This window comes from Micromonospora carbonacea (genome assembly GCF_014205165.1).
GTDB classification, from domain to species: Bacteria; Actinomycetota; Actinomycetes; order Mycobacteriales; family Micromonosporaceae; genus Micromonospora; species Micromonospora carbonacea.
Window position 1 is genome coordinate 7448289 of sequence record NZ_JACHMZ010000001.1, and the last position, 16922, is coordinate 7465210.

The 16922-nt window shown below is 73.2% G+C and carries 15 protein-coding genes; 9 read left to right on the forward strand and 6 right to left on the reverse strand.

Annotated elements, in window-relative coordinates; genetic code table 11:
* The first annotated feature begins 3 nt into the window (after positions 1-3).
* Complete coding sequence (locus tag HDA31_RS31425) at positions 4-498, forward strand: SRPBCC family protein (protein WP_178066756.1); 495 nt, start codon at positions 4-6, stop codon at positions 496-498.
* Positions 499-583: 85 nt separating this feature from the next.
* On the opposite strand, the gene HDA31_RS31430 is transcribed toward HDA31_RS31425, so the two are convergent.
* Positions 584-1030 carry a helix-turn-helix transcriptional regulator gene (locus tag HDA31_RS31430; RefSeq protein ID WP_178066755.1) on the reverse strand — a complete coding sequence of 149 codons (447 nt, stop codon included), beginning with the start codon at positions 1028-1030 and terminating at the stop codon, positions 584-586.
* Positions 1031-1162: 132 nt separating this feature from the next.
* Positions 1163-3703 (reverse strand): S8/S53 family peptidase, encoded by a 2541-nt coding sequence (locus HDA31_RS31435; RefSeq protein WP_178066754.1) that lies wholly within the window; start codon positions 3701-3703, stop codon positions 1163-1165.
* Between the two features lie 130 nt (positions 3704-3833).
* Here HDA31_RS31435 and HDA31_RS31440 point away from each other — a divergent pair, with 130 nt between their 5' ends.
* Positions 3834-5612 (forward strand): RNA polymerase sigma factor, encoded by a 1779-nt coding sequence (locus HDA31_RS31440; RefSeq protein ID WP_178066753.1) that lies wholly within the window; start codon positions 3834-3836, stop codon positions 5610-5612.
* An 88-nt stretch (positions 5613-5700) separates the two neighbouring features.
* Here the strand turns inward: HDA31_RS31440 and HDA31_RS31445 are convergent, their stop codons facing one another.
* From HDA31_RS31445 to HDA31_RS31455, 3 genes are read right to left on the reverse strand one after another with little or no spacing between them, the layout of a single operon-like run.
* Complete coding sequence (locus HDA31_RS31445; RefSeq protein ID WP_425488119.1) at positions 5701-7077, reverse strand: extracellular catalytic domain type 1 short-chain-length polyhydroxyalkanoate depolymerase; 1377 nt, start codon at positions 7075-7077, stop codon at positions 5701-5703.
* A 43-nt stretch (positions 7078-7120) separates the two neighbouring features.
* The gene (locus HDA31_RS31450) at positions 7121-8824 is read right to left on the reverse strand and encodes a PQQ-dependent sugar dehydrogenase (RefSeq protein ID WP_246384199.1); all 1704 of its coding nucleotides are present in this window, start codon (positions 8822-8824) and stop codon (positions 7121-7123) included.
* Between the two features lie 35 nt (positions 8825-8859).
* Positions 8860-9927 carry an SMP-30/gluconolactonase/LRE family protein gene (locus HDA31_RS31455; RefSeq protein WP_178066751.1) on the reverse strand — a complete coding sequence of 356 codons (1068 nt, stop codon included), beginning with the start codon at positions 9925-9927 and terminating at the stop codon, positions 8860-8862.
* A 451-nt stretch (positions 9928-10378) separates the two neighbouring features.
* Here HDA31_RS31455 and HDA31_RS31460 point away from each other — a divergent pair, with 451 nt between their 5' ends.
* Positions 10379-11203, forward strand: a complete 825-nt coding sequence (locus tag HDA31_RS31460; protein WP_178066750.1) for an SAM-dependent methyltransferase — start codon at positions 10379-10381, stop codon at positions 11201-11203.
* 34 nt (positions 11204-11237) lie between these two features.
* Here the strand turns inward: HDA31_RS31460 and HDA31_RS31465 are convergent, their stop codons facing one another.
* Positions 11238-11747: a helix-turn-helix domain-containing protein gene (locus HDA31_RS31465; protein ID WP_178066749.1), complete on the reverse strand. Its 510-nt coding sequence runs from the start codon at positions 11745-11747 to the stop codon at positions 11238-11240.
* Positions 11748-11952: 205 nt separating this feature from the next.
* Between HDA31_RS31465 and HDA31_RS31470 the strand changes: the two genes are divergently transcribed.
* The 6 genes from HDA31_RS31470 to HDA31_RS31495 all read left to right on the forward strand — a co-directional run bounded on the left by HDA31_RS31470 (position 11953) and on the right by HDA31_RS31495 (position 16913).
* The gene (locus tag HDA31_RS31470; RefSeq protein ID WP_074474870.1) at positions 11953-12195 is read left to right on the forward strand and encodes an acyl carrier protein; all 243 of its coding nucleotides are present in this window, start codon (positions 11953-11955) and stop codon (positions 12193-12195) included.
* Positions 12188-13762, forward strand: coding sequence for a class I adenylate-forming enzyme family protein (locus HDA31_RS31475; protein ID WP_178066748.1), 1575 nt, complete (start codon positions 12188-12190; stop codon positions 13760-13762). The genes HDA31_RS31470 and HDA31_RS31475 overlap by 8 nt, the downstream gene beginning before the upstream one ends.
* 112 nt (positions 13763-13874) lie before the next feature.
* Positions 13875-14594, forward strand: coding sequence for a Phenylacetic acid catabolic protein (locus HDA31_RS31480; RefSeq protein WP_178066747.1), 720 nt, complete (start codon positions 13875-13877; stop codon positions 14592-14594).
* Positions 14595-14613: 19 nt separating this feature from the next.
* Positions 14614-15744 carry a radical SAM family protein gene (locus HDA31_RS31485; RefSeq protein WP_178066746.1) on the forward strand — a complete coding sequence of 377 codons (1131 nt, stop codon included), beginning with the start codon at positions 14614-14616 and terminating at the stop codon, positions 15742-15744.
* A 30-nt stretch (positions 15745-15774) separates the two neighbouring features.
* Positions 15775-16032 carry an acyl carrier protein gene (locus tag HDA31_RS31490; RefSeq protein WP_178066745.1) on the forward strand — a complete coding sequence of 86 codons (258 nt, stop codon included), beginning with the start codon at positions 15775-15777 and terminating at the stop codon, positions 16030-16032.
* Positions 16029-16913 carry an SDR family oxidoreductase gene (locus tag HDA31_RS31495; protein ID WP_229405818.1) on the forward strand — a complete coding sequence of 295 codons (885 nt, stop codon included), beginning with the start codon at positions 16029-16031 and terminating at the stop codon, positions 16911-16913. Before HDA31_RS31490 ends, HDA31_RS31495 begins: the two co-directional genes overlap by 4 nt.
* Positions 16914-16922: the final 9 nt, after the last annotated feature.

A 16922-nucleotide genomic window follows, 5' to 3' on the forward strand; every position in this document is an offset into this window, starting at 1 on the left:
ACCATGCCCGTGACGAGCATCCAGAAGGACGTCGAGGCGTTGACCCTGACCTTCGTCGCCGAGTTCGACGCCGGGGTCGAGCGCGTGTGGCAGGTGTGGGCGGACGCCCGCCAGCTGGAGCGGTGGTGGGGACCGCCGACCTGGCCGGCCACGTTCGAGCAGCACGACTTCGTGGTGGGCGGCTGGTCCCACTACTACATGACCGGCCCGGAGGGGGAGAAGGCCCGCGGCTGGTGGCGGATCACCGCGCTCGACGCGCCGCACCGGCTGGAGTTCGACGACGGCTTCTCGGACGAGCACGGCAACCCGATCGACGCCGACCGGCCGACCCACGCCGTCGCCACGCTGACGGCCGACGGCGCGCGCACCCGGCTGACGCTGGTCACCCGGTTCGTCGACGCCGACCAGCTTGAGCGGATGGTGAACATGGGCATGGAGGAGGGGCTCCGCGAGGCCCTGGGCCAGATCGACGGCCTGCTCGGCGACACCGGGCGCTGACCCGGCCCGGTGGGGCGGTCGGTGTCGCGGTCGCGGGGGAACCGCGTCGGCGTGTCGCCCACCGGAAGCCGCCGGAGCTCCCCGGTCAGGTCGCCTGGTTGCGGGGTGACCGGGGAGCATCCCGGACGGGCCTGGTCACCTGCTTCGACACGCAGGCCGGCAGCCCCACGGTGCTGAGTGCCGCGCGCTGCCGGTAGCTGCTGGGCGGCATCCCCACCAGCTCCGTGAAGCGGGTGCTGAAGGTGCCCAGCGACGCGCAGCCGACCGCGAAACAGACCTCGGTGACGCTGAGATCGCCGCGGCGCAACAGGGCCATCGCGCGCTCGATGCGCCGCGTCATCAGGTAGGAGTACGGCGACTCGCCGTAGGCGAGGCGGAACTGGCGGCTGAGGTGCCCGGCCGACATGTTCGCCCCCCGGGCGAGCGCCTCCACGTCCAGCGGCTGGGCGTAGTCCCGGTCGATCCGGTCGCGGACCCGCCGCAGCCGCGCGAGGTCACGCAGGCGCTGGGATTCGGCGGCACCGCTGGTCACTCCAGGATCATGCCACCCCGGCCCGGGCGTCTCCCCGCGACGAAAGGAGAAGCACGGGCGGGGGCCCGGCCGTTCGGCCGGGCCCCCGTCGTCCGCGTCACACCGATCCTCCGGTGGCCGGCGGTCGCCGGGTCAGGGCGTGGCCACCTGGATCCGCACCGGCACGGAGTCCACGCCGACCAGCCCGGCCGAGTCGAAGACCTCCAGCCACACCGACCAGGTGGTGACGTTGCCCTTGCCCAGGCCCAGCTCCGCGCTGAATCCGGCGCAGCTCTGCGGCAGGACGATGTCGTCGACCGGGCCGCCGGTGGGCACCGCGCTGCCCTGGCAGAGCACCTTCTTGACGCCGCCGTCGCCGTACGCGGTCCACCGGTAGCGGGTCCCCGCTACCGTCCCGTCCTCCACGTCGGTGGCCGTGCCGGCGAACGCGACGAGCTTCGGCTTGCCGTCGATCGCCGTCAGGTCCAGCGCCGTCGCCGGCTTGGTGATCGTGGCGGTCGGCCGGTGCTGCCCGGCCAGCAGCGCGGTGACCGTGAAGCTGCGCTGCGCGCTCGCGCCGCCGGCCGTGAACGTCGCCGTGTACGACCCCGCCGTGACCTTGCCCGCCGGCAGGAGCGCCAGGTGCCCGGTCTGCTCGTGGACCACCGTCCCGCCCCGCCGGACCGTCCAGGACGCCTCGGCGTCGGGCACCGGCCCGAAGGCGTCCGGGTCGTGCGAGGTGCCCACCAGGCTGACCGACTGGCCCGGGGCGAGCGTCAGCCCGACCGGCGGCGAGATGACGGCTGCGGTCGTCGGGCTGTCCACCACCGTGACGGAGACGGTCGCCGAGCCGGTGCGTCCGAGGTCGTCGGTGGCCTTGGCGGTGATGACGTGGGTGCCGGGCGACAGCGCCGGCACGAACGTCTGCGACTCGTGGCCCAGCACACCGTCGCGGCTGCTGATCCAGGTGATCGGGAGCTCCTTGCCGAGGAAGTCGGTCGCCTTGCCCCACAGGTCGACCGACTGGCCGACCCCGACGTGCTGCCCGGTCGTCGGCGCGCTGATGCTCACCGCGGGCTCGTCGACCTTGACCCCCAGTGCCTTGGCGACGGCGGCCAGGGCGTCGACCCGGCGCTGGCTGCCCGTCACCTTGGCGCCGAGCCCGCCGACGTGCGCGGTGTCGTTGAGGATGTCCCGGACCTGCGCGGCGGTCAGGCTCGGGTCGGCGGCCATCACCAGCGCGGCGACGCCGCCCACGAACGGCGCGGCGACGCTCGTGCCGCAGGCGTCGGACCGGGTCTCGTTGACGGCCGGGTTGCCGGGGTCCTTGAGTCCCATGACGCACACCGGGCCGTAGATCTCCACCGAGGTGGTCAGGTCGCTGGTGCCGAAGTTCGACTTGTTCCCCAGCGTCGCGTCCGTCTTCATGCCGCCCACGCACATGACGTGGGTGCTCTCGCACGGCACGTAGAGGGTGTCGCCGTCGATGTTCGCGGCGTCGTTGCCGGCGGACGAGACGATCAGCGCCCCGGTGTCGCGGACGTGCTTCATCCGCCGGTCGGTCCACGTGCTGGCGTGGGACTTGCCGAGGTTCACGTCCCGGGTGAAGCTGAGGTTGACCACGTCCGGGTGGCTCGCCTCGGCGGCCTTCTCCAGCCGGCGCAGCACCGTCCAGTAGTCGATGCCGTTGCGCACGGCGACCAGTTCGTCGACCACCGGCCCGGCCGGCCCGGCGGTGCCGTAGCCGTTGTCGACCCGGCCCATCGCGGCGAGCACCACGTCCGTGGCGTGCCACGGGCAGGGATTGCCGCCCGTGCAGTCGTTGGTGTTGGTCTTGCCCCACTCCACCGAGTGCAGGGACACCTTCGTCGGGAAGTCGGGGTTGGACTGGAACCCGCCGTCCTGCACCAGGTACTTCACCTGCTTGGTCAGCTTGCCCTTGGCCGCCAGCAACTGCCAGGCCGGCGCGACCCCGATGTCCATCGCGCCGCCGTACTTCATGAACATCCAGTCGAAGACGTTGTTGGTGATGTCGGGGGCCTCGTAGACCTCGCCGTCGACGATGCCGGTCGGCTCCACCACCCAGTCGAGGACCAGCTCGGTCCCCGCCCGCCACTCGGCGGCGGCGAGCGCGAGCAGTCGCAGCGCCCGCTCGTCGCCGACGCGGTAGGTGCCGGACTGGCCCGGCTCGGCGGCCCGCAGGTCGTCGACCAGCCCGGCCGGGTCGGCGCGGTCGGCGTCCACCCGGACCAGGTGGTCCTGTCCCTGGCCGTCGGGTGCGAACGAGTCGAGCACCTGACCGCCCCAGCGGGTCAGGAAGGCGTCCAACTCGGCCTGGTCGGCGACCCGCACCATCACCTCGTCGAGCACCAGGCCGGCGGGCGAACCGTCGGGTCCGGCCACCACCCCGAGCTCCCGGTCGGTGCCGAGCCGGCCCACGGGGTCGATCGGCAGCCGGGGCGCGGACAGCCCCGGATCGATCCGGACGGCCAGTGGCTCGCCACGGGTGCCGGCGGGCGTCGACGCGGTCGGGCCGGCTGACCCCGGGGCGGTGGGGCCGGCCGCCGTCGGCGCGGCGACGGCGACCGGCCCGGTGGTCGTGACGATGCCGGCGGCGAGCGCCGCCGCCACGAGGGCGGCCAGGGTCCGGCGTGGGCCGGCGGCGGGGCGGCGGACGGGTGGCGTCGGTGTCATGAGCGTCTCCTCGGTGTCTGCGGTGCGCTGACACCGGTGGGAGCACGGGCGGGTCGGCATGCCAACAGAAACGCACCGGGATTTATCTTTTCCGTTCTACTGGACCGGTCGGAGAACGGTGGGGGCACGGATGGACACGGCGGCACAGGACGACAGGGCGCTCGTCGAGGCGGTGCGCCGGGGCGACCGGGCCGGCCTGGAGGGCATGTACCGGCGGTACGCCGACCGGCTCTACACGTACGCGCGGGTGCTGGTGCGCGAGCCGGAGGCCGCCGCGGACGTCGTCCACGACGCGTTCCTCGCCGCCAGCCGGCGCATCGACCAGCTCCGTGACCCCGACCGGCTGCGCCCCTGGCTGTACGCGATCGTGCGCAACGAATGCCTGCGGCAGTTGCGGGAGCGGTCCCGTTCCTCCGCGCTGGAGGAGGCGGGCGACCCGGTGGCCGACACCGTCGACCCGGGCGCCGGGGTCAACGCCGACCAGGTGCGGGAGCTCGTGCACAGCGCGACGGCGGCGCTCAACCCGGGCGACCGCGAGGTGGTGCACCTGGCGATCCGGCACGACCTGTCCCCCGTCGACATCGGCGCGGCGCTCGGGGTGCCCGCCAACCACGCCCACGCCCGGCTGTCCCGGGCCCGGTCGCAGCTCGAACGGGCGCTCGGCGCGCTGCTCGTCGCGCGCAGCGGCTCCCGGGACTGCGCGGCGCTCGCCGGGTTGCTCGACGGCTGGCAGGGGCGGCTCACCCCGACCCTGCGCAAGCGGGTCGCCCGGCACATCGACGGCTGCGCCGCCTGCGGGCTGCTCCGGCGCGAGCAGCTCAACCCGGCGGCGCTGCTCTCCGCGTACACGGCTCCGGGGTTCCTGGTCGTCGCCGACACGGTGTGGCCGAGGCTGGCCGACTCGGCGTGGCCGGGGTCGGTCGACGGCGGGCCGGCGGAGGCGGCCGACGGCGGGGTGACCGGGGCGGCCGACGGCGGGTCGGGGGCGTCCGCCGACGCGGCGACCGCGCCGCCGCCGGCACCGGTCGAGCCCGCCGGCCCGTCGCAGACGGCCGGGCCGGACGGTGGGCCGCAGACGGCCGGGCCGGCGGAGGGCGCGGCGTCGGCGGAGGGCGGGCACACCGCGAGGTCGGCGGAGCGGCCCCCCGCCGGGCCGGCCACCGCGCTGGCCGGGGGCGGCGCGGCGGCTCCGCGGGCCGGGTCGGAGTCTCCGCGTCCGGCATCGCGGTCCCGGCGGCGGCGTCGGCTGGCGGCGAGCGCCGGGCTGCTGGTGCTGCTCGCCGCGGCCGGCACCTGGGCGCTCGGGCCCGGTCGCCCGGCCGCCGACCGGGTGGCGGCGACCTCCGGAGCGGCGGCCGACGGACCGGCGACGCCCCGGTCGGGGCCGGTGGGCTCGGCGGGCCCGACCGACGCCGCCGCGCCCGGCGGTTCCGGGGCCCCGGCGGGACCCGGGCCGGACGGCGCCGGCGGTACGCCCACCGGTGCGGTCCCGCCCGGTGCGCCGCCGCCCGGCGCGACCGGCCCGGTCTCCGGTCCGGGCCCCGGGCCCGGACCGACGGCTTCGTCGACCGGATCGCCGGTCGCGCCCCGGCCGACGGGCACGCCGAAGCTGGCCACGGCGTTCACGCTGCGGGCGAGCGCGCACGTGCGCTGCGGGGCGGACACCTACACGCTGGTCGTGCAGGCCACCGGCAGCGCCGCGATCGAGGCGGCCCAGGTGCGTTGGACCGCGTCCGGCGGGACCGCGTCGAGCCGGGCCATGGCCGTGGACGGGTCGACGGCGCGGGCGAGCGTGGGCCAGCTCCGCGCGTCGGCCCTGACCTGGACGGTGCGGGCGACCGCCGCCGACGGCCGCACCGCGCAGAGCCCGTCCTACCCGGTCACCGATCCGTGCCTGCGGCCGGGCTAGCGGGGCGGAGTCGACGCGACCCCGCCCCGCCCGGGCCGCTCCGGGGGAGTCGTCCGGCCGTCCGGCCGACCCCCCCGAGGCGCGTGGATCAGGCCCGCAGCGTCCAGCGCTGGTTGGCCTGGCCGCCGCAGGACCAGAGAATGATCTTCGTGCCGTTGGCGGTGCCCAACCCGCTGGCGTCCAGGCAGAGCCCGGACTGGGCGTTGGTGATGGTGCCGTCGGCGTTGACGTTCCACTGCTGGTTGGTGCCGCCGTGGCAGTCCCAGATGATCACCTGGGTGCCGTTGCTGGTGCCGCCGCCGCTGGCGTCGAGGCACTTGGTGCCGTACACCGTGAGCTGTCTGCCCGCCGTGTAGGTCCAGCGCTGCTGGGTAGCACCGTGGCAGTCCCACAGCTGGATCTGGACGCCGTTGCCGCCGTTGGTCGGCACGTCCAGGCAGCGGCCCGACTGGGTGCCGACGACCATCACCCCGGCCGCCGGCGGCGGGGTCGTAGGCGGCGGGGTCGTCGGGGTCGGGGTCGGCGTGGTGGTGGTGCCGTCGAGGCCGAGGAAGGCGATCGAGTACGCGATCTGACCGGCCTGCGGCAGCTCGTGCCCGACGCCGCTGATGCTGATGCCCTCGACCGTCGCCCGGGTGCCGGTGTCGCCGTACCGGGTGCGGGTCCAGTTCGACTGGGGGCGGTCGGTGAACGCCGGCGTCTGGCTCAACCCGTGCAGGTTGGTCCACTGCTTGATCTCTTCACCGAAGTTGACGTACGACAGGGTGGTGTCGGTGGTCCCGTGCAGGAACTGCATCCGGGGGTACCGGCCGGTGTAGCCGGGGTACATGGCGCGGGCGGCGTCGCCCCACTGCTGGGCGGTCTTGGTGATCTGCCCACCGGCGCACTGGCTGTTCCAGGTGTTGGTGCTGCTGCCGGTCGCGAAGCAGGTGGCGGGCACGCCGCTGAACGCCGACCCGGCGGCGAACACGTCCGGATACTCGGCGGCCATCACGTTGGTCATCATCGCCCCGGAGGAGAAGCCGCTGACGACCACGCGGGCGGGGTCGACGTTGTGCCGCTGCTTGGCGTAGTTGACCATGGAGATGATGCCGTCGGAGTCGCTCCCGCCCCCGCGCCGCAGCCCCTGCGGGGAGTAGACGTCGAAGCACTTGCTGCTGCGCGTGACCTCGGGCAGCACGATGATGTAGCCGTACCGGTCGGCGGCGGTGACGTAGTCGCGGCCGTTGCCGTTGAAGATCGCCGGCCCGGAGCCGCCGCAGTAGTGGATCAGCACCAGCAGCGCCGGCCTGGGCGCGACGTTGTCGGGCACGTAGAGGTACATGTTGAGGCCGCTGGGGTTGTTGCCGAAGTTGGTGACCTGGGTCAGGGCCGCCGCCGAGGCCGGCTGCGCGGCCATCAGCACCGTCATGGCGAGCAGCGGCACGACCGCGAGGGCCGCCACCGCCCTGAGAAGACGTTTCACGGACATGGGGCTCCGATCTGGTGGGACGGGATGGTGGGGCGGGCTAGCTGCCGAGGGTCACCTTGAGGATCCGCTCGTTGCTGTTGTTCGGGACGCTGTCCTTGTCGCCGCCGGTGCTCGTGGTCAGCCACAGGTTCCCGTCGATGGTCGGCTCGACGGTGCGCAGGCGGCTGTAGGTGCCGACGAAGTACTGCTGCACGTCGGTGAGGGTGTCGCCGCTGATCACCTCCCGGTACATCCGGTTGCCGCGCAGGCAGGCGAGGTACACCACGTCGCGGACGATGGCGAGGCCGCTGCACGAGGCGTCGGCGACCGGGTAGGTGCGTACCGGCGCGAGGTAGTTGGGGTTGGCGCAGTCGCCGACCGTGCCCTCGCAGGCCGGCCACCCGTAGTTGCCGCCCCGGACGATGATGTTGGTCTCGTCCATGACGTTGTTGCCGAACTCCTGCTCGAAGAGGCGGCCCCGGGAGTCGAAGGCCAGCCCCTGCGGGTTGCGGTGGCCGTAGCTCCACACCTGGTTGCCGAACGGGTTGTCCGTCGGCACGGTGCCGTCGGGGCGGATCCGCAGCACCTTGCCGGCCAGGTCGTTGACGTCCTGGGCGCGGTCCGGGGTCTGCCCGTCGCCGGTGGCGGCGTAGAGCATCCCGTCGGGGCCGAAGCGCAGCCGACCGCCGTTGTGGTACTTGTTGCGCGGGATGCCGGTCACCAGCACCTGGAGGCTGCTGGTCTGGAGCGTGCCGTCGTAGCGCATCCGGACGATCCGGTTGTCGGTCGCCGTGGTGTGGTAGATGTACAGCCACCGGTCGGTGGCGAAGGTCGACGCCACGGCCAGCCCGAGGACGCCGCCCTCGCCGTTGGTGCCGGCGGCGTTCGGCACCGTGCCGATGCTGCGCTTGTTGGTGCCGTCGGGGTTCATGGCGACGACGTCGAACAGGTCGCGTCGCCCGTACAGGACGGTGCCGTCGGAGAGCTGCACCAGCCCCCACGGCAGGTCCCGTTCGGTGGTGACCACCGTCGTGCCGCAGACCGCGCTCGTGCAGGCCGAGCCGGTGCGTACGCTCACCGCGGCGCTGGCCGCCGAGGCGTTGCCCTGCGCGTCGCGGGCGACGACCGTGTAGCTGAACTGGGTGTTCGCGGCCAACCCGGTGTCGGTGAACGTGGTGGCGGGCGGGTTGGCGGCCGTGCCGGTGACGGAGCCGACCGTCGTGCCGCCGCGCAGGACGTCGTACCGGGTGACGGCGACGTTGTCCGTGGCGGCCGACCAGGTCAGGCGCACGTCCGTGCCGTTGGCGGTGGCGGCGAGGTTGGTCGGCGTGCTGGGCCGAGACGTGTCGACCTGGCAGAACGGCGGCGTGACGGTGAGGGTGGCGCTGGCCTGCGACACGTTGCCGGCGGCGTCCCGGGCGTTGACGTACCAGCCCCAGGTGACGCCCTGCGCGACGGTGAGCGTGGCGGTCAGCGTGCTGCCGCCGACGGAGGTGACGAGCTGACCGTCGTGGTAGACGTCGTAGTTCGTGACGCCGACGTCGTCACGGGACGCGGACCAGGTGAGCGTGACGGACTGGCAGGTCAGCCTGCTGCTGCGCAGGTTGGTCGGCGGGGTGGGCGGCCTGGTGTCGGCGGCGGGCCGGACGGCTGCGGCCGTCGACCCGCCGGCCGGCGGTGGCGCGGCGGCGGCCGGCGCGGCGGCCAGGACGGCGCAGGCGCCGGCCAGCAGGGAGAGGGTGGCGCGGGAGCGGGTTGGCACGTTGGTCGTCCCTTCCGGGGGGTGGAGCCTGGCGGTCAGTACGGGTAGCCGGGCACGTTGAGCCGCACGCTGTAGAGCCCGGAGTCGTTGGTCGGGCCCGAGGTGACGTAGAGGGTCCGCCGGTCGGAGCCGCCGAACGCCACGTTGGTGGTGCCCGAGGCGCCGGAGCGGACGGTGCCGAGCTCGACGCCCGTGGGCGAGTAGACGTGGACCAGGCCGTCGAAGCCCGACGCCCAGTACACGTTGCCGGCGCAGTCGACGGTCGCGCCGTCCGGGCCGCCGACGTAGTTGACGAAGACGCTGCGGGGGCCGGTGCTGCCGTCGGCCGCGACGGCGTACTTGTAGATCTTGTTCTCGCCGTAGGCGCCCACGTAGAGCGTCGCGCCGTCCGGGGAGAGCGCGATGCCGTTGGGCTGGCGCAGCGCGTCGTCGACCAGCGACACCTGCCCGCCCGAGACGCGGAAGACGCTGGTGCGTCCGCCCATCTGGTCGGCGCGGGCCCCGCGCTGGAAGTTGGGGTCGGTGAAGTAGACGACGCCGTCGGAGCGGACCGCCACGTCGTTCGGGGAGTTGAACGCCCGGCCCTGGTAGTTGGCGGCGACCACGCCGCGGGTCAGGTCGTCGATCCGGTACGACGAGACGCTGCGCTGGTCGTGCGTCGCGGCGACGAGCTGCCGCCCGTCGGGACTGAGCGCGAGCCCGTTGCTGCCGGAGTTGGCCAGGAACGTGTCGAAGGTCGCCGGCGGGGTGAACCGGCGGATGGTCGACGGCTGGACCCGCTCCGGCCCGGTGGCCGCGCCCATGTCGGACACCAGCAGGTAGCCCCGGTCGGCGAGCCAGACCGGCCCTTCGAGGAACGAGAAGCCGCCCCGGATCTTCGCCGCCGTGACCGAGGTCGCCGGCAGCGGCGGGCCGTAGCTGGCGTCGGCCGGGCAGACACCGGGCGGCGCCCCGGGTGGCCCGGCCAGCGCGGTCGTGGTGTGAGCGCTCACATGGCCGGCGCGAAGAATCTGCGGGGGCGCGGCGGCGGCGCCCACCGGGACGGCGGCGGACAGGGCGAGGCAGAGGCCGGCCAGCGCGGCGAGTGTGGGAGTCGGGACCATCGGGGGCTCCGATCGGCGAGGGCCCGCCGCCGTTGGCGGGCGCGGGGTGGCGCGGCGACGAATCCGCCGGGTGGCTCCGGTGGTGGCGGGCGGGCCCGTCGGGCGCGATGGGGACATCGGGCAGCATAAGTCCTAATCCATCGATCCGCATGATTTGATTGCCGCCAACTTCCCATGTGGGGCGGGGCGGGTCGCAGCGCTTGAGTTCGGCGAAATGGCCCGGTAATATCGCCACGCTTCAATGGGTCGCCTTCGGGGTGGGCAACTTCTGTGCCCCGGCCGTCCGGACTGTCGTGGGTGGAATCGACGTTTCGGGGTTGCTCATCTACCCTCAGGGCACATCCGGTCCCATCTTTCGTGGGCCGGCGTCGGTTCGGCAGCCATGGGTGTCGTGTGTGGTCTCCCCGCCAGTGTGTGAGCGACCATGGCCGTGTACGGAGGGGTCGAAGCGTTGACCAGCGAAAAGGTGGCGCCTCCGGGCGTCGACACCACCCGGCCCAGCATCGCCCGGGTATACGACTACTACCTCGGCGGCAAGGACAACTTCGCGGTCGACCGGCAGGCCGCCCACATGGCCATGCAGGTCACGCCGGACGGTCCCGAGGCGGGGCGGGCCTGCCGGGCCTTCCTCCGACGTTCGGTCAGATTCCTGGCGGCCGAGGCCGGCATCCGGCAGTTCCTCGACATCGGCTCCGGGCTGCCCACCCAGGGCAACGTGCACGAGATCGCCCACGAGGTCGACCCGGACGCCCGGGTGGTCTACGTGGACAACGACCCGATGGCCCTCGCCCACGGCCGGGCCCTGCTCGCCGACGCCCGGACCACCACCGTGCTCGGGGGCGACGCCCGCCGGCCCGACGAGCTGCTGGCGCAGCTCACCGAACGCAAGCTGATCGACTTCGACCAGCCGGTCGGCCTGCTGCTGCTGGCGATCCTGCACCACCTCAACGACGAGGACGACCCGGCCGGCGTCGCCCGGCGGCTCGTCGCCGCCCTGCCTCCCGGCAGCTACCTGGCCATCTCCCACTTCCACGACCCGGGCGAGGCCCAGCCGGAGGTCTCGGAGCGGGCGCGGGCGGTGGAGAAGGTGTTCAACGAGACCCTCGGCACCGGCCGGTGGCGCACCCGGGCGGAGATCATGGGCTTCTTCGGCGATCTGGAGCTGCTGCCGCCCGGGCTGGTCCCGCTGGCGGAGTGGCGTCCGGACGGCGAGGAGGACCGCCAGCAGACCGCCACCTACCACACCATCGTCGGTGGGGTGGCCCGCAAGCCCTGAGCCTGTCCGGCGCAGCCGCACGCCGGAAGTTCGTTCACGGTCCCGGCGGATGCCGACAGGGGCCGCCGACCCGCGCCGCGAACCGTGGGTCGGCGGCTTGCCGGAGCCCGTCCTGGACGTGCGGCCGCAGCTCGAACCGTCGCCAGATCCGCCCGACCGTCGAGGCGGACAGCCCGCTGTGCGCGGCCATCGACGCCCGGGACCAGCGGGCCGCCCGCTCCGGCTGCGCGCCCAGGGTGGCGGCCACCACCTGCTCCACCCGGCCCGGCCCGATCGTCGGGGGCCGGCCGGCGCGCGGCGCGTCGGCGAGGCCCGGCAGCCCGCGCGCCACGAACCGGGACCGCCACTTGCCCACGGTCGGCGCTGACACGCCGAACCGGGCCGCGACCTCCGCGTTGCTCGCCCCGTCGGCGCAGGCCAGCACGATCCGGCAGCGCAGCGCGTACGCCTGGGTCGAGCGGGCCGCCCGGGCGCCCCGCGCCAGCCGTGCCCGCTCCTCGTCGCTCAGCATCAGCTCGGCCTTCGGCCGACCTCTTCCCCCCATGCGGCCGATCGTACATATATGTAAACGAATTTGTGGCGCAGATATCCGGACGTCGCAGGTGGTGGGACGAATCGATGTCCCTTCTGGACAGCGTCAGCCCCCCTGGGTATGGTCCCGACGAGTTCCCAAGCGTGGGATTCGCTCGCTGCTGCAAGGTCGCGGTGGCCCGTGGAATCACATTGACATGGAGGCCGCTTCAGTGACTATGACCGATTTGCAACTGAAGATGACATCCATCTGCGCCGACGTGCTGAACCGTTCCACCCTCGGCCCGGACGAGGACCTCGTCGCGCTGGGCATGGATTCGGTCGCGGCGGTGGAGATCGTGACCCGCGTCGAGACGGCCTACGGGGTCGACGTCGTCGACGTCATCTTCGACAACCCCACGGTGAACCGCCTCTGTGACCTGGTGGGGGCCGCCGCCGGCAGCGACAGCACACATGCCTAGTCCGCTCGACGAGCCGGATCTCGCGGTCACCACGAACCTGCTCGACCTCGTCCGCGCCGCCGCCGAGCGGCACGGCGACCGCCCTTACCTGGTCCCCGCCGAGCCGGGCGGCCGGACGGCGAGCTTCGCCGACGTCCTGACCTTCACCCGGGGCTGCGCCGCCCTGCTCGACGAGCACGGCGTGCCGCCGGGCGGCCGGGTGGCGGTCGTCATGCACAACACCTCGCTGACGGCGCTGCTGTTCATCGGCGTCATCGCCGCGCAGCGCGTGCTCGTGCCGCTCAACCCGAAGTCGGGTCCCGGCGAGCTGGACGCGTTGCTCGGGCACTGCGCGCCCGCGCTGGTGCTCGCCCCCACGCCGGTCCTCGCGAAGATCGGCCCGGGGCCGCGCCGGGTCGCCGTGGACGACGCCGAGGCGCTCCTGGCCGACGTGCTGGCGCGCGGCGCGGCGTACCGGGGGGAGCTGGCCGCGCCCCGCGACGGCGGGGCGGGCGACGCGGAGATCGTCTACACCTCCGGCTCGACCGGGGTCCCCAAGGGCGTCGTGCTGTCGCACCGCAGCCTGCTCGCCAACTCCCTGGCCATGGTGAAGTGGGCCGACGCGGGCCCCGACGACGTCTTCCTCAACGTCGTCCCGTTGTTCCACGCCGGTGGGCAGGGGTTCCCGACGCTCACGCCGCTGTGGAGCGGCGGTCGGTCGGTCTGCGTGCGGTCCGAGACGGCGCTGGTGCGGTTCTGGCACTACGTCGACCGGCACCGCCCGACGTGGACGCTGGTCGTCAACGCCTACCTGGCCAACCTGGTGGAGCGGCCGGAGCGGCCGGCGACCGGCAGCCTCAAGGGCGTCCTCGCCGGTGGCTCGGCGCTCGGCCCGGAGCTGATCCACCGCTTCGAGGACACCTTCGGCATCCGCGTCCACCAGGTCTACGGCATGACGGAGATGACCTCCCTGACGACGGTGGAGCCGCGCGACCGCCGGCCGGGGGAGCGCCGCACCGCCGGGCTGCCGGTGCCGTTCGCCCGGGTGCGTGTGGTCGGCCCGGACGGGCGGGACGCCCCGCCGGGCGAGAACGGCGAGGTCCTGCTCAGCGGCCCGAGCATCTTCACCCGCTACGAGGCCGCGCCGGAGCTCACCGCGAAGCGGCTCGACGACGGCTGGGTGCGCAGCGGCGACCTGGGGCACCTCGACGAGCGCGGCGAGCTGTCCATCGTCGACCGGATCGACAGCATGGTCATCGTCAGCGGCGAGAACGTCTACCCCGCCGAGATCGAGAACGCCGTGCCCCACCTGGCGGGCGTCGAGGACGCCGTCGTCGCGGCGCTGCCGCACCCGGTCACGGGCGTGGAGCTGATCCTCGTCTACACGCTGCTGCCCGGCGCCGTCGCCGACGACGACGCCTGGCGCGCGACGCTGCTGCGGTTCCTGAGCCCGTTCAAGGTGCCGCGCAGGTTCGTCGCGCTCAAGGAGATCGGCGTCGACGCCTTTCCGCGTACCCCGCTCGGGAAGATCCAGCGGCCGGAAGTGCAGCGGCTGGCGGTCGACAGCCTTGCACCGATCCGGACCTGATTCGGGCCACCAGAACTCCACGCGATTCGGCGGGAATGCCGTAACGGTGCGGCAGATCCCATTCTTTCCGGCCGGCACCATTCGGGCTTTAGTCGACAGGAGGTGGTTTGTCATGTCAGTCGAGATCCTCGACGACGAGGAAGTCGTGGTGCGCACCCCCGAAGAGTTCAAGCGCATGCCCCGGGCGTACCAGAAGGCACTCATCAGCCAGGTCATGATCAATACGGAGGGTGAGCTCTCCGGCGGCGACGACTACACCATGATGTTCATCCCGCTGGCCCCCAACGCCGAGGAACGCCAGGTGTGCGCCGAGCGGGCGGCGGAGGAGTACGACCACTACAAGATCGGCAAGCGGGTCCTCGCCGAGATCGGCATCGACACGACCTACATGGAGGAGCAGACGATCGAGGAGCGGCGGCTCTTCTCCGACAAGCGCCTGCACCAGTGCACCACGTGGGCCGAGCGCGGGATCTACTCCTACATCGGCGAGGAGAGCGCCCTGCTGATGATCAGGGAGTTCGCCGAGAGCAGCTACAAGCCCTGGGCCGACGCCGTCCGCACGATCATCCTCGACGAGAAGATCCACATCGCCCACGGCGCGCGCGTCTGCCGCAACCTGGCCACCACCGACGAGGGCCGCGAGCAGCTCCAGGCGGGCCTCGACCGCCTGTGGCCGGTGTTCCAGGGCCTCTTCGGCACGCCGGACTCCGAGCGCTCCAAGCGGGCGGTCCGGTTCGGCCTGCGCCGGACGACCAACCGCGAGGCCCTGGAGAAGTGGTTGCAGACGGTCACGCCCCGCATCCACTCCCTCGGGCTCGTCGTACCGGACTGACGGAAGGGACGACCGCGTCATGCCCACCCCTGTCGCCATCAATCCACGCCCGCCGTCCCGCAAGGAGGCCAAGGCCCGGCTCCAGGCGCTGCTCGCCGGCCGCCCCGACCTGGCCGCGCGGCTCGCCGCCGTCCGGGACATGGGCCTGCGGGTCACCGCGTCCGAGGTCCACCTGACCACCACGTGCAACATCCGCTGCAAGGGCTGCTGGTACTTCGAGGGAGGCTTCGACGCGGCCGTCCCGGAGACGTCGGACCCCGTCGTCATCTCCGACTTCGTCGACTCGCTCGTCGCCCGGGGCGTCACCCAGGCGACGCTCATCGGCGGCGAGCCCACGCTCGTGCTCAACCGGGTCGTGCCGTTCGTCGAGCGGCTCCCGTACGTCACGATCTCCACCAACGGGATCCGGCCGCTGCCGCGCGCCGGGTTCGAGGCCGTCGCGGTGGCGATCAGCCTGTTCGGCGGCGGCCCGCTCGACGACTCCCTGCGCGGCTACCGCCCGAACGGGTCGGCGTTCACCGGGCTCTTCGAGACCGCCCTCGGGCACTACCGCAACGACCCGCGCGTCATCTTCGTGTACGCGTTGTCCGAGGAGGGCCTGCAGTACGTCGAGCCGACGGTGCGGGCCATCCAGGACAACGGCAACCAGGTCACCTTCAACTTCTACTCCGACCACGGCAGCGACCACGCCCTGCGGATCGACAACGAGCAGCGCACCCTCGCCGAGGCGCTGCGGATCAAGGAGAAGTACCCGGAGACGGTGGTCAGCCACCCGTACTTCATCGAGACGCTGATCACCGGGCGCAGCCACTGGGGCGGCCAGTTCGGCTACGACGTCTGCCCGAGCATCAGCGTCGAGCACCCCGACCACGCCGACCGGATCGCCAACGGCAACCCCGTCCTGGACGGCTTCGCCGTCTACGGCGCCGACTACCAGACCCTCCAGTTCTGCTGCACGTCCGGCAACTGCGCCGACTGCCGCGACAGCCAGGGCGTCTACAGCTGGCTCCTGGTCAGCGCCAACCGGTTCCTCGACGACGTCGGCCGGCTGGAGACCTGGCTGGACCTGGCGGAGAGCTACTGGCGGCAGTGGTACTGGGCGCAGCGGCACCACGCCAACTTCGCCCGCCGCGCGCCGCTGGCCGCGTAGCCAACCCATCCGATCGAAGGAGCGCCCCGCATGTCTTCCCCCTCTGCCCCGATCACCGAGTCCGTCGTCGCCGACCGGCTCCGCGTCGAGCTGATCGACCTCGGCGTCAACGAGGAGGCGATCACCCCGGACGCCAAGTTCGACCAGCTCGACATCGACTCGCTGGACGTCGCCGACCTGATGGCCATGGTCGTCAAGGAGTTCAAGGTGGAGATCCCGCGCAGCGAGCTGGCCGACGTCACCATCGGGCAACTCGTCACGCGGATCGTCGCGGGCGCGTCACATTGACCTCCCTGCTCAGCCTGGACAAGCGCCGCTACCTCGTCACCGGCGTCCTCAACAACGAGTCGATCGCCTGGCACGTGGCGGCGGCCCTGCAACGGGAGGGCTGCGAGGTCGTCCTGACCTCGTTCGGTCGGGTGGCCCGCATCACCCGCAAGGTGGCCGACCTGCTGCCGTCCCCGGCCGAGGTGCTCGACCTGGACGTCATGTCCGACGAGAGCGTCGCGTCCCTGGCCGAGCAGATCGAGAGCCGGTGGGGGCAGCTCGACGGCGTGCTGCACAGCATCGCCGCCGCGCCGCCCGACGCGCTGGGCCCGGGCTTCGTCAGCGCGCCGGCCAGCGGCGTGCTCGACGGGTTCCGGGCGTCGGCGTACTCCTTCCAGCAGCTCACCACCGCGCTCGCGCCGCTGCTCGCGCGCGCGCCGGGCGGCGGCGCGGCGGTCGGCCTGACCGTCGACTCCACCCGCGCCCTGCCCGGCTACGGCTGGATGGGGGTCTACAAATCGGCGCTGGAGGCCGTCGCCCGCTACCTCGCGCTGCACCTCGGGCCGTCCGGCATCCGGGTCAACCTGGTCGCCGCCGGCCCGGTCGAGACCGTGTCGGCGCGCGGGGTGCGCACCTTCGCCGAGCTGGCCGACCAGTACGAGCGGTGGGCCCCGCTGGGCTGGGACCGCGCCGACCCGGCGCGCGTCGTCGGCGCGGTCCTGTTCCTGCTGTCGGACCTGTCCCGGCACACCACGGGGCAGGTGGTGCACGCCGACGGCGGCATGCACGCCGTCTTCGGCGGGGTCGGCGTGTCGCCGGCGACGGGCACCGGCGTGCCCCCCGCCGCGACGGCACCGGCCGGCGGGACGACGGCGTCGCGCGGCGAGACCGCGACCGGCTGACACACACTG

What these genes read in the sequence shown, in the direction of transcription:
- HDA31_RS31470 (WP_074474870.1), top strand. Translation starts at nt 11,953, where the DNA reads ATGACCGATTTGCAACTGAAGATGACATCCATCTGCGCCGACGTGCTG.
- HDA31_RS31435 (WP_178066754.1), bottom strand. Translation starts at nt 3,703, where the DNA reads ATGACACCGACGCCACCCGTCCGCCGCCCCGCCGCCGGCCCACGCCGG.
- HDA31_RS31485 (WP_178066746.1), top strand. Translation starts at nt 14,614, where the DNA reads ATGCCCACCCCTGTCGCCATCAATCCACGCCCGCCGTCCCGCAAGGAG.
- HDA31_RS31480 (WP_178066747.1), top strand. Translation starts at nt 13,875, where the DNA reads ATGTCAGTCGAGATCCTCGACGACGAGGAAGTCGTGGTGCGCACCCCC.
- HDA31_RS31465 (WP_178066749.1), bottom strand. Translation starts at nt 11,747, where the DNA reads ATGGGGGGAAGAGGTCGGCCGAAGGCCGAGCTGATGCTGAGCGACGAG.
- HDA31_RS31475 (WP_178066748.1), top strand. Translation starts at nt 12,188, where the DNA reads ATGCCTAGTCCGCTCGACGAGCCGGATCTCGCGGTCACCACGAACCTG.
- HDA31_RS31440 (WP_178066753.1), top strand. Translation starts at nt 3,834, where the DNA reads ATGGACACGGCGGCACAGGACGACAGGGCGCTCGTCGAGGCGGTGCGC.
- HDA31_RS31455 (WP_178066751.1), bottom strand. Translation starts at nt 9,927, where the DNA reads ATGGTCCCGACTCCCACACTCGCCGCGCTGGCCGGCCTCTGCCTCGCC.
- HDA31_RS31490 (WP_178066745.1), top strand. Translation starts at nt 15,775, where the DNA reads ATGTCTTCCCCCTCTGCCCCGATCACCGAGTCCGTCGTCGCCGACCGG.
- HDA31_RS31425 (WP_178066756.1), top strand. Translation starts at nt 4, where the DNA reads ATGCCCGTGACGAGCATCCAGAAGGACGTCGAGGCGTTGACCCTGACC.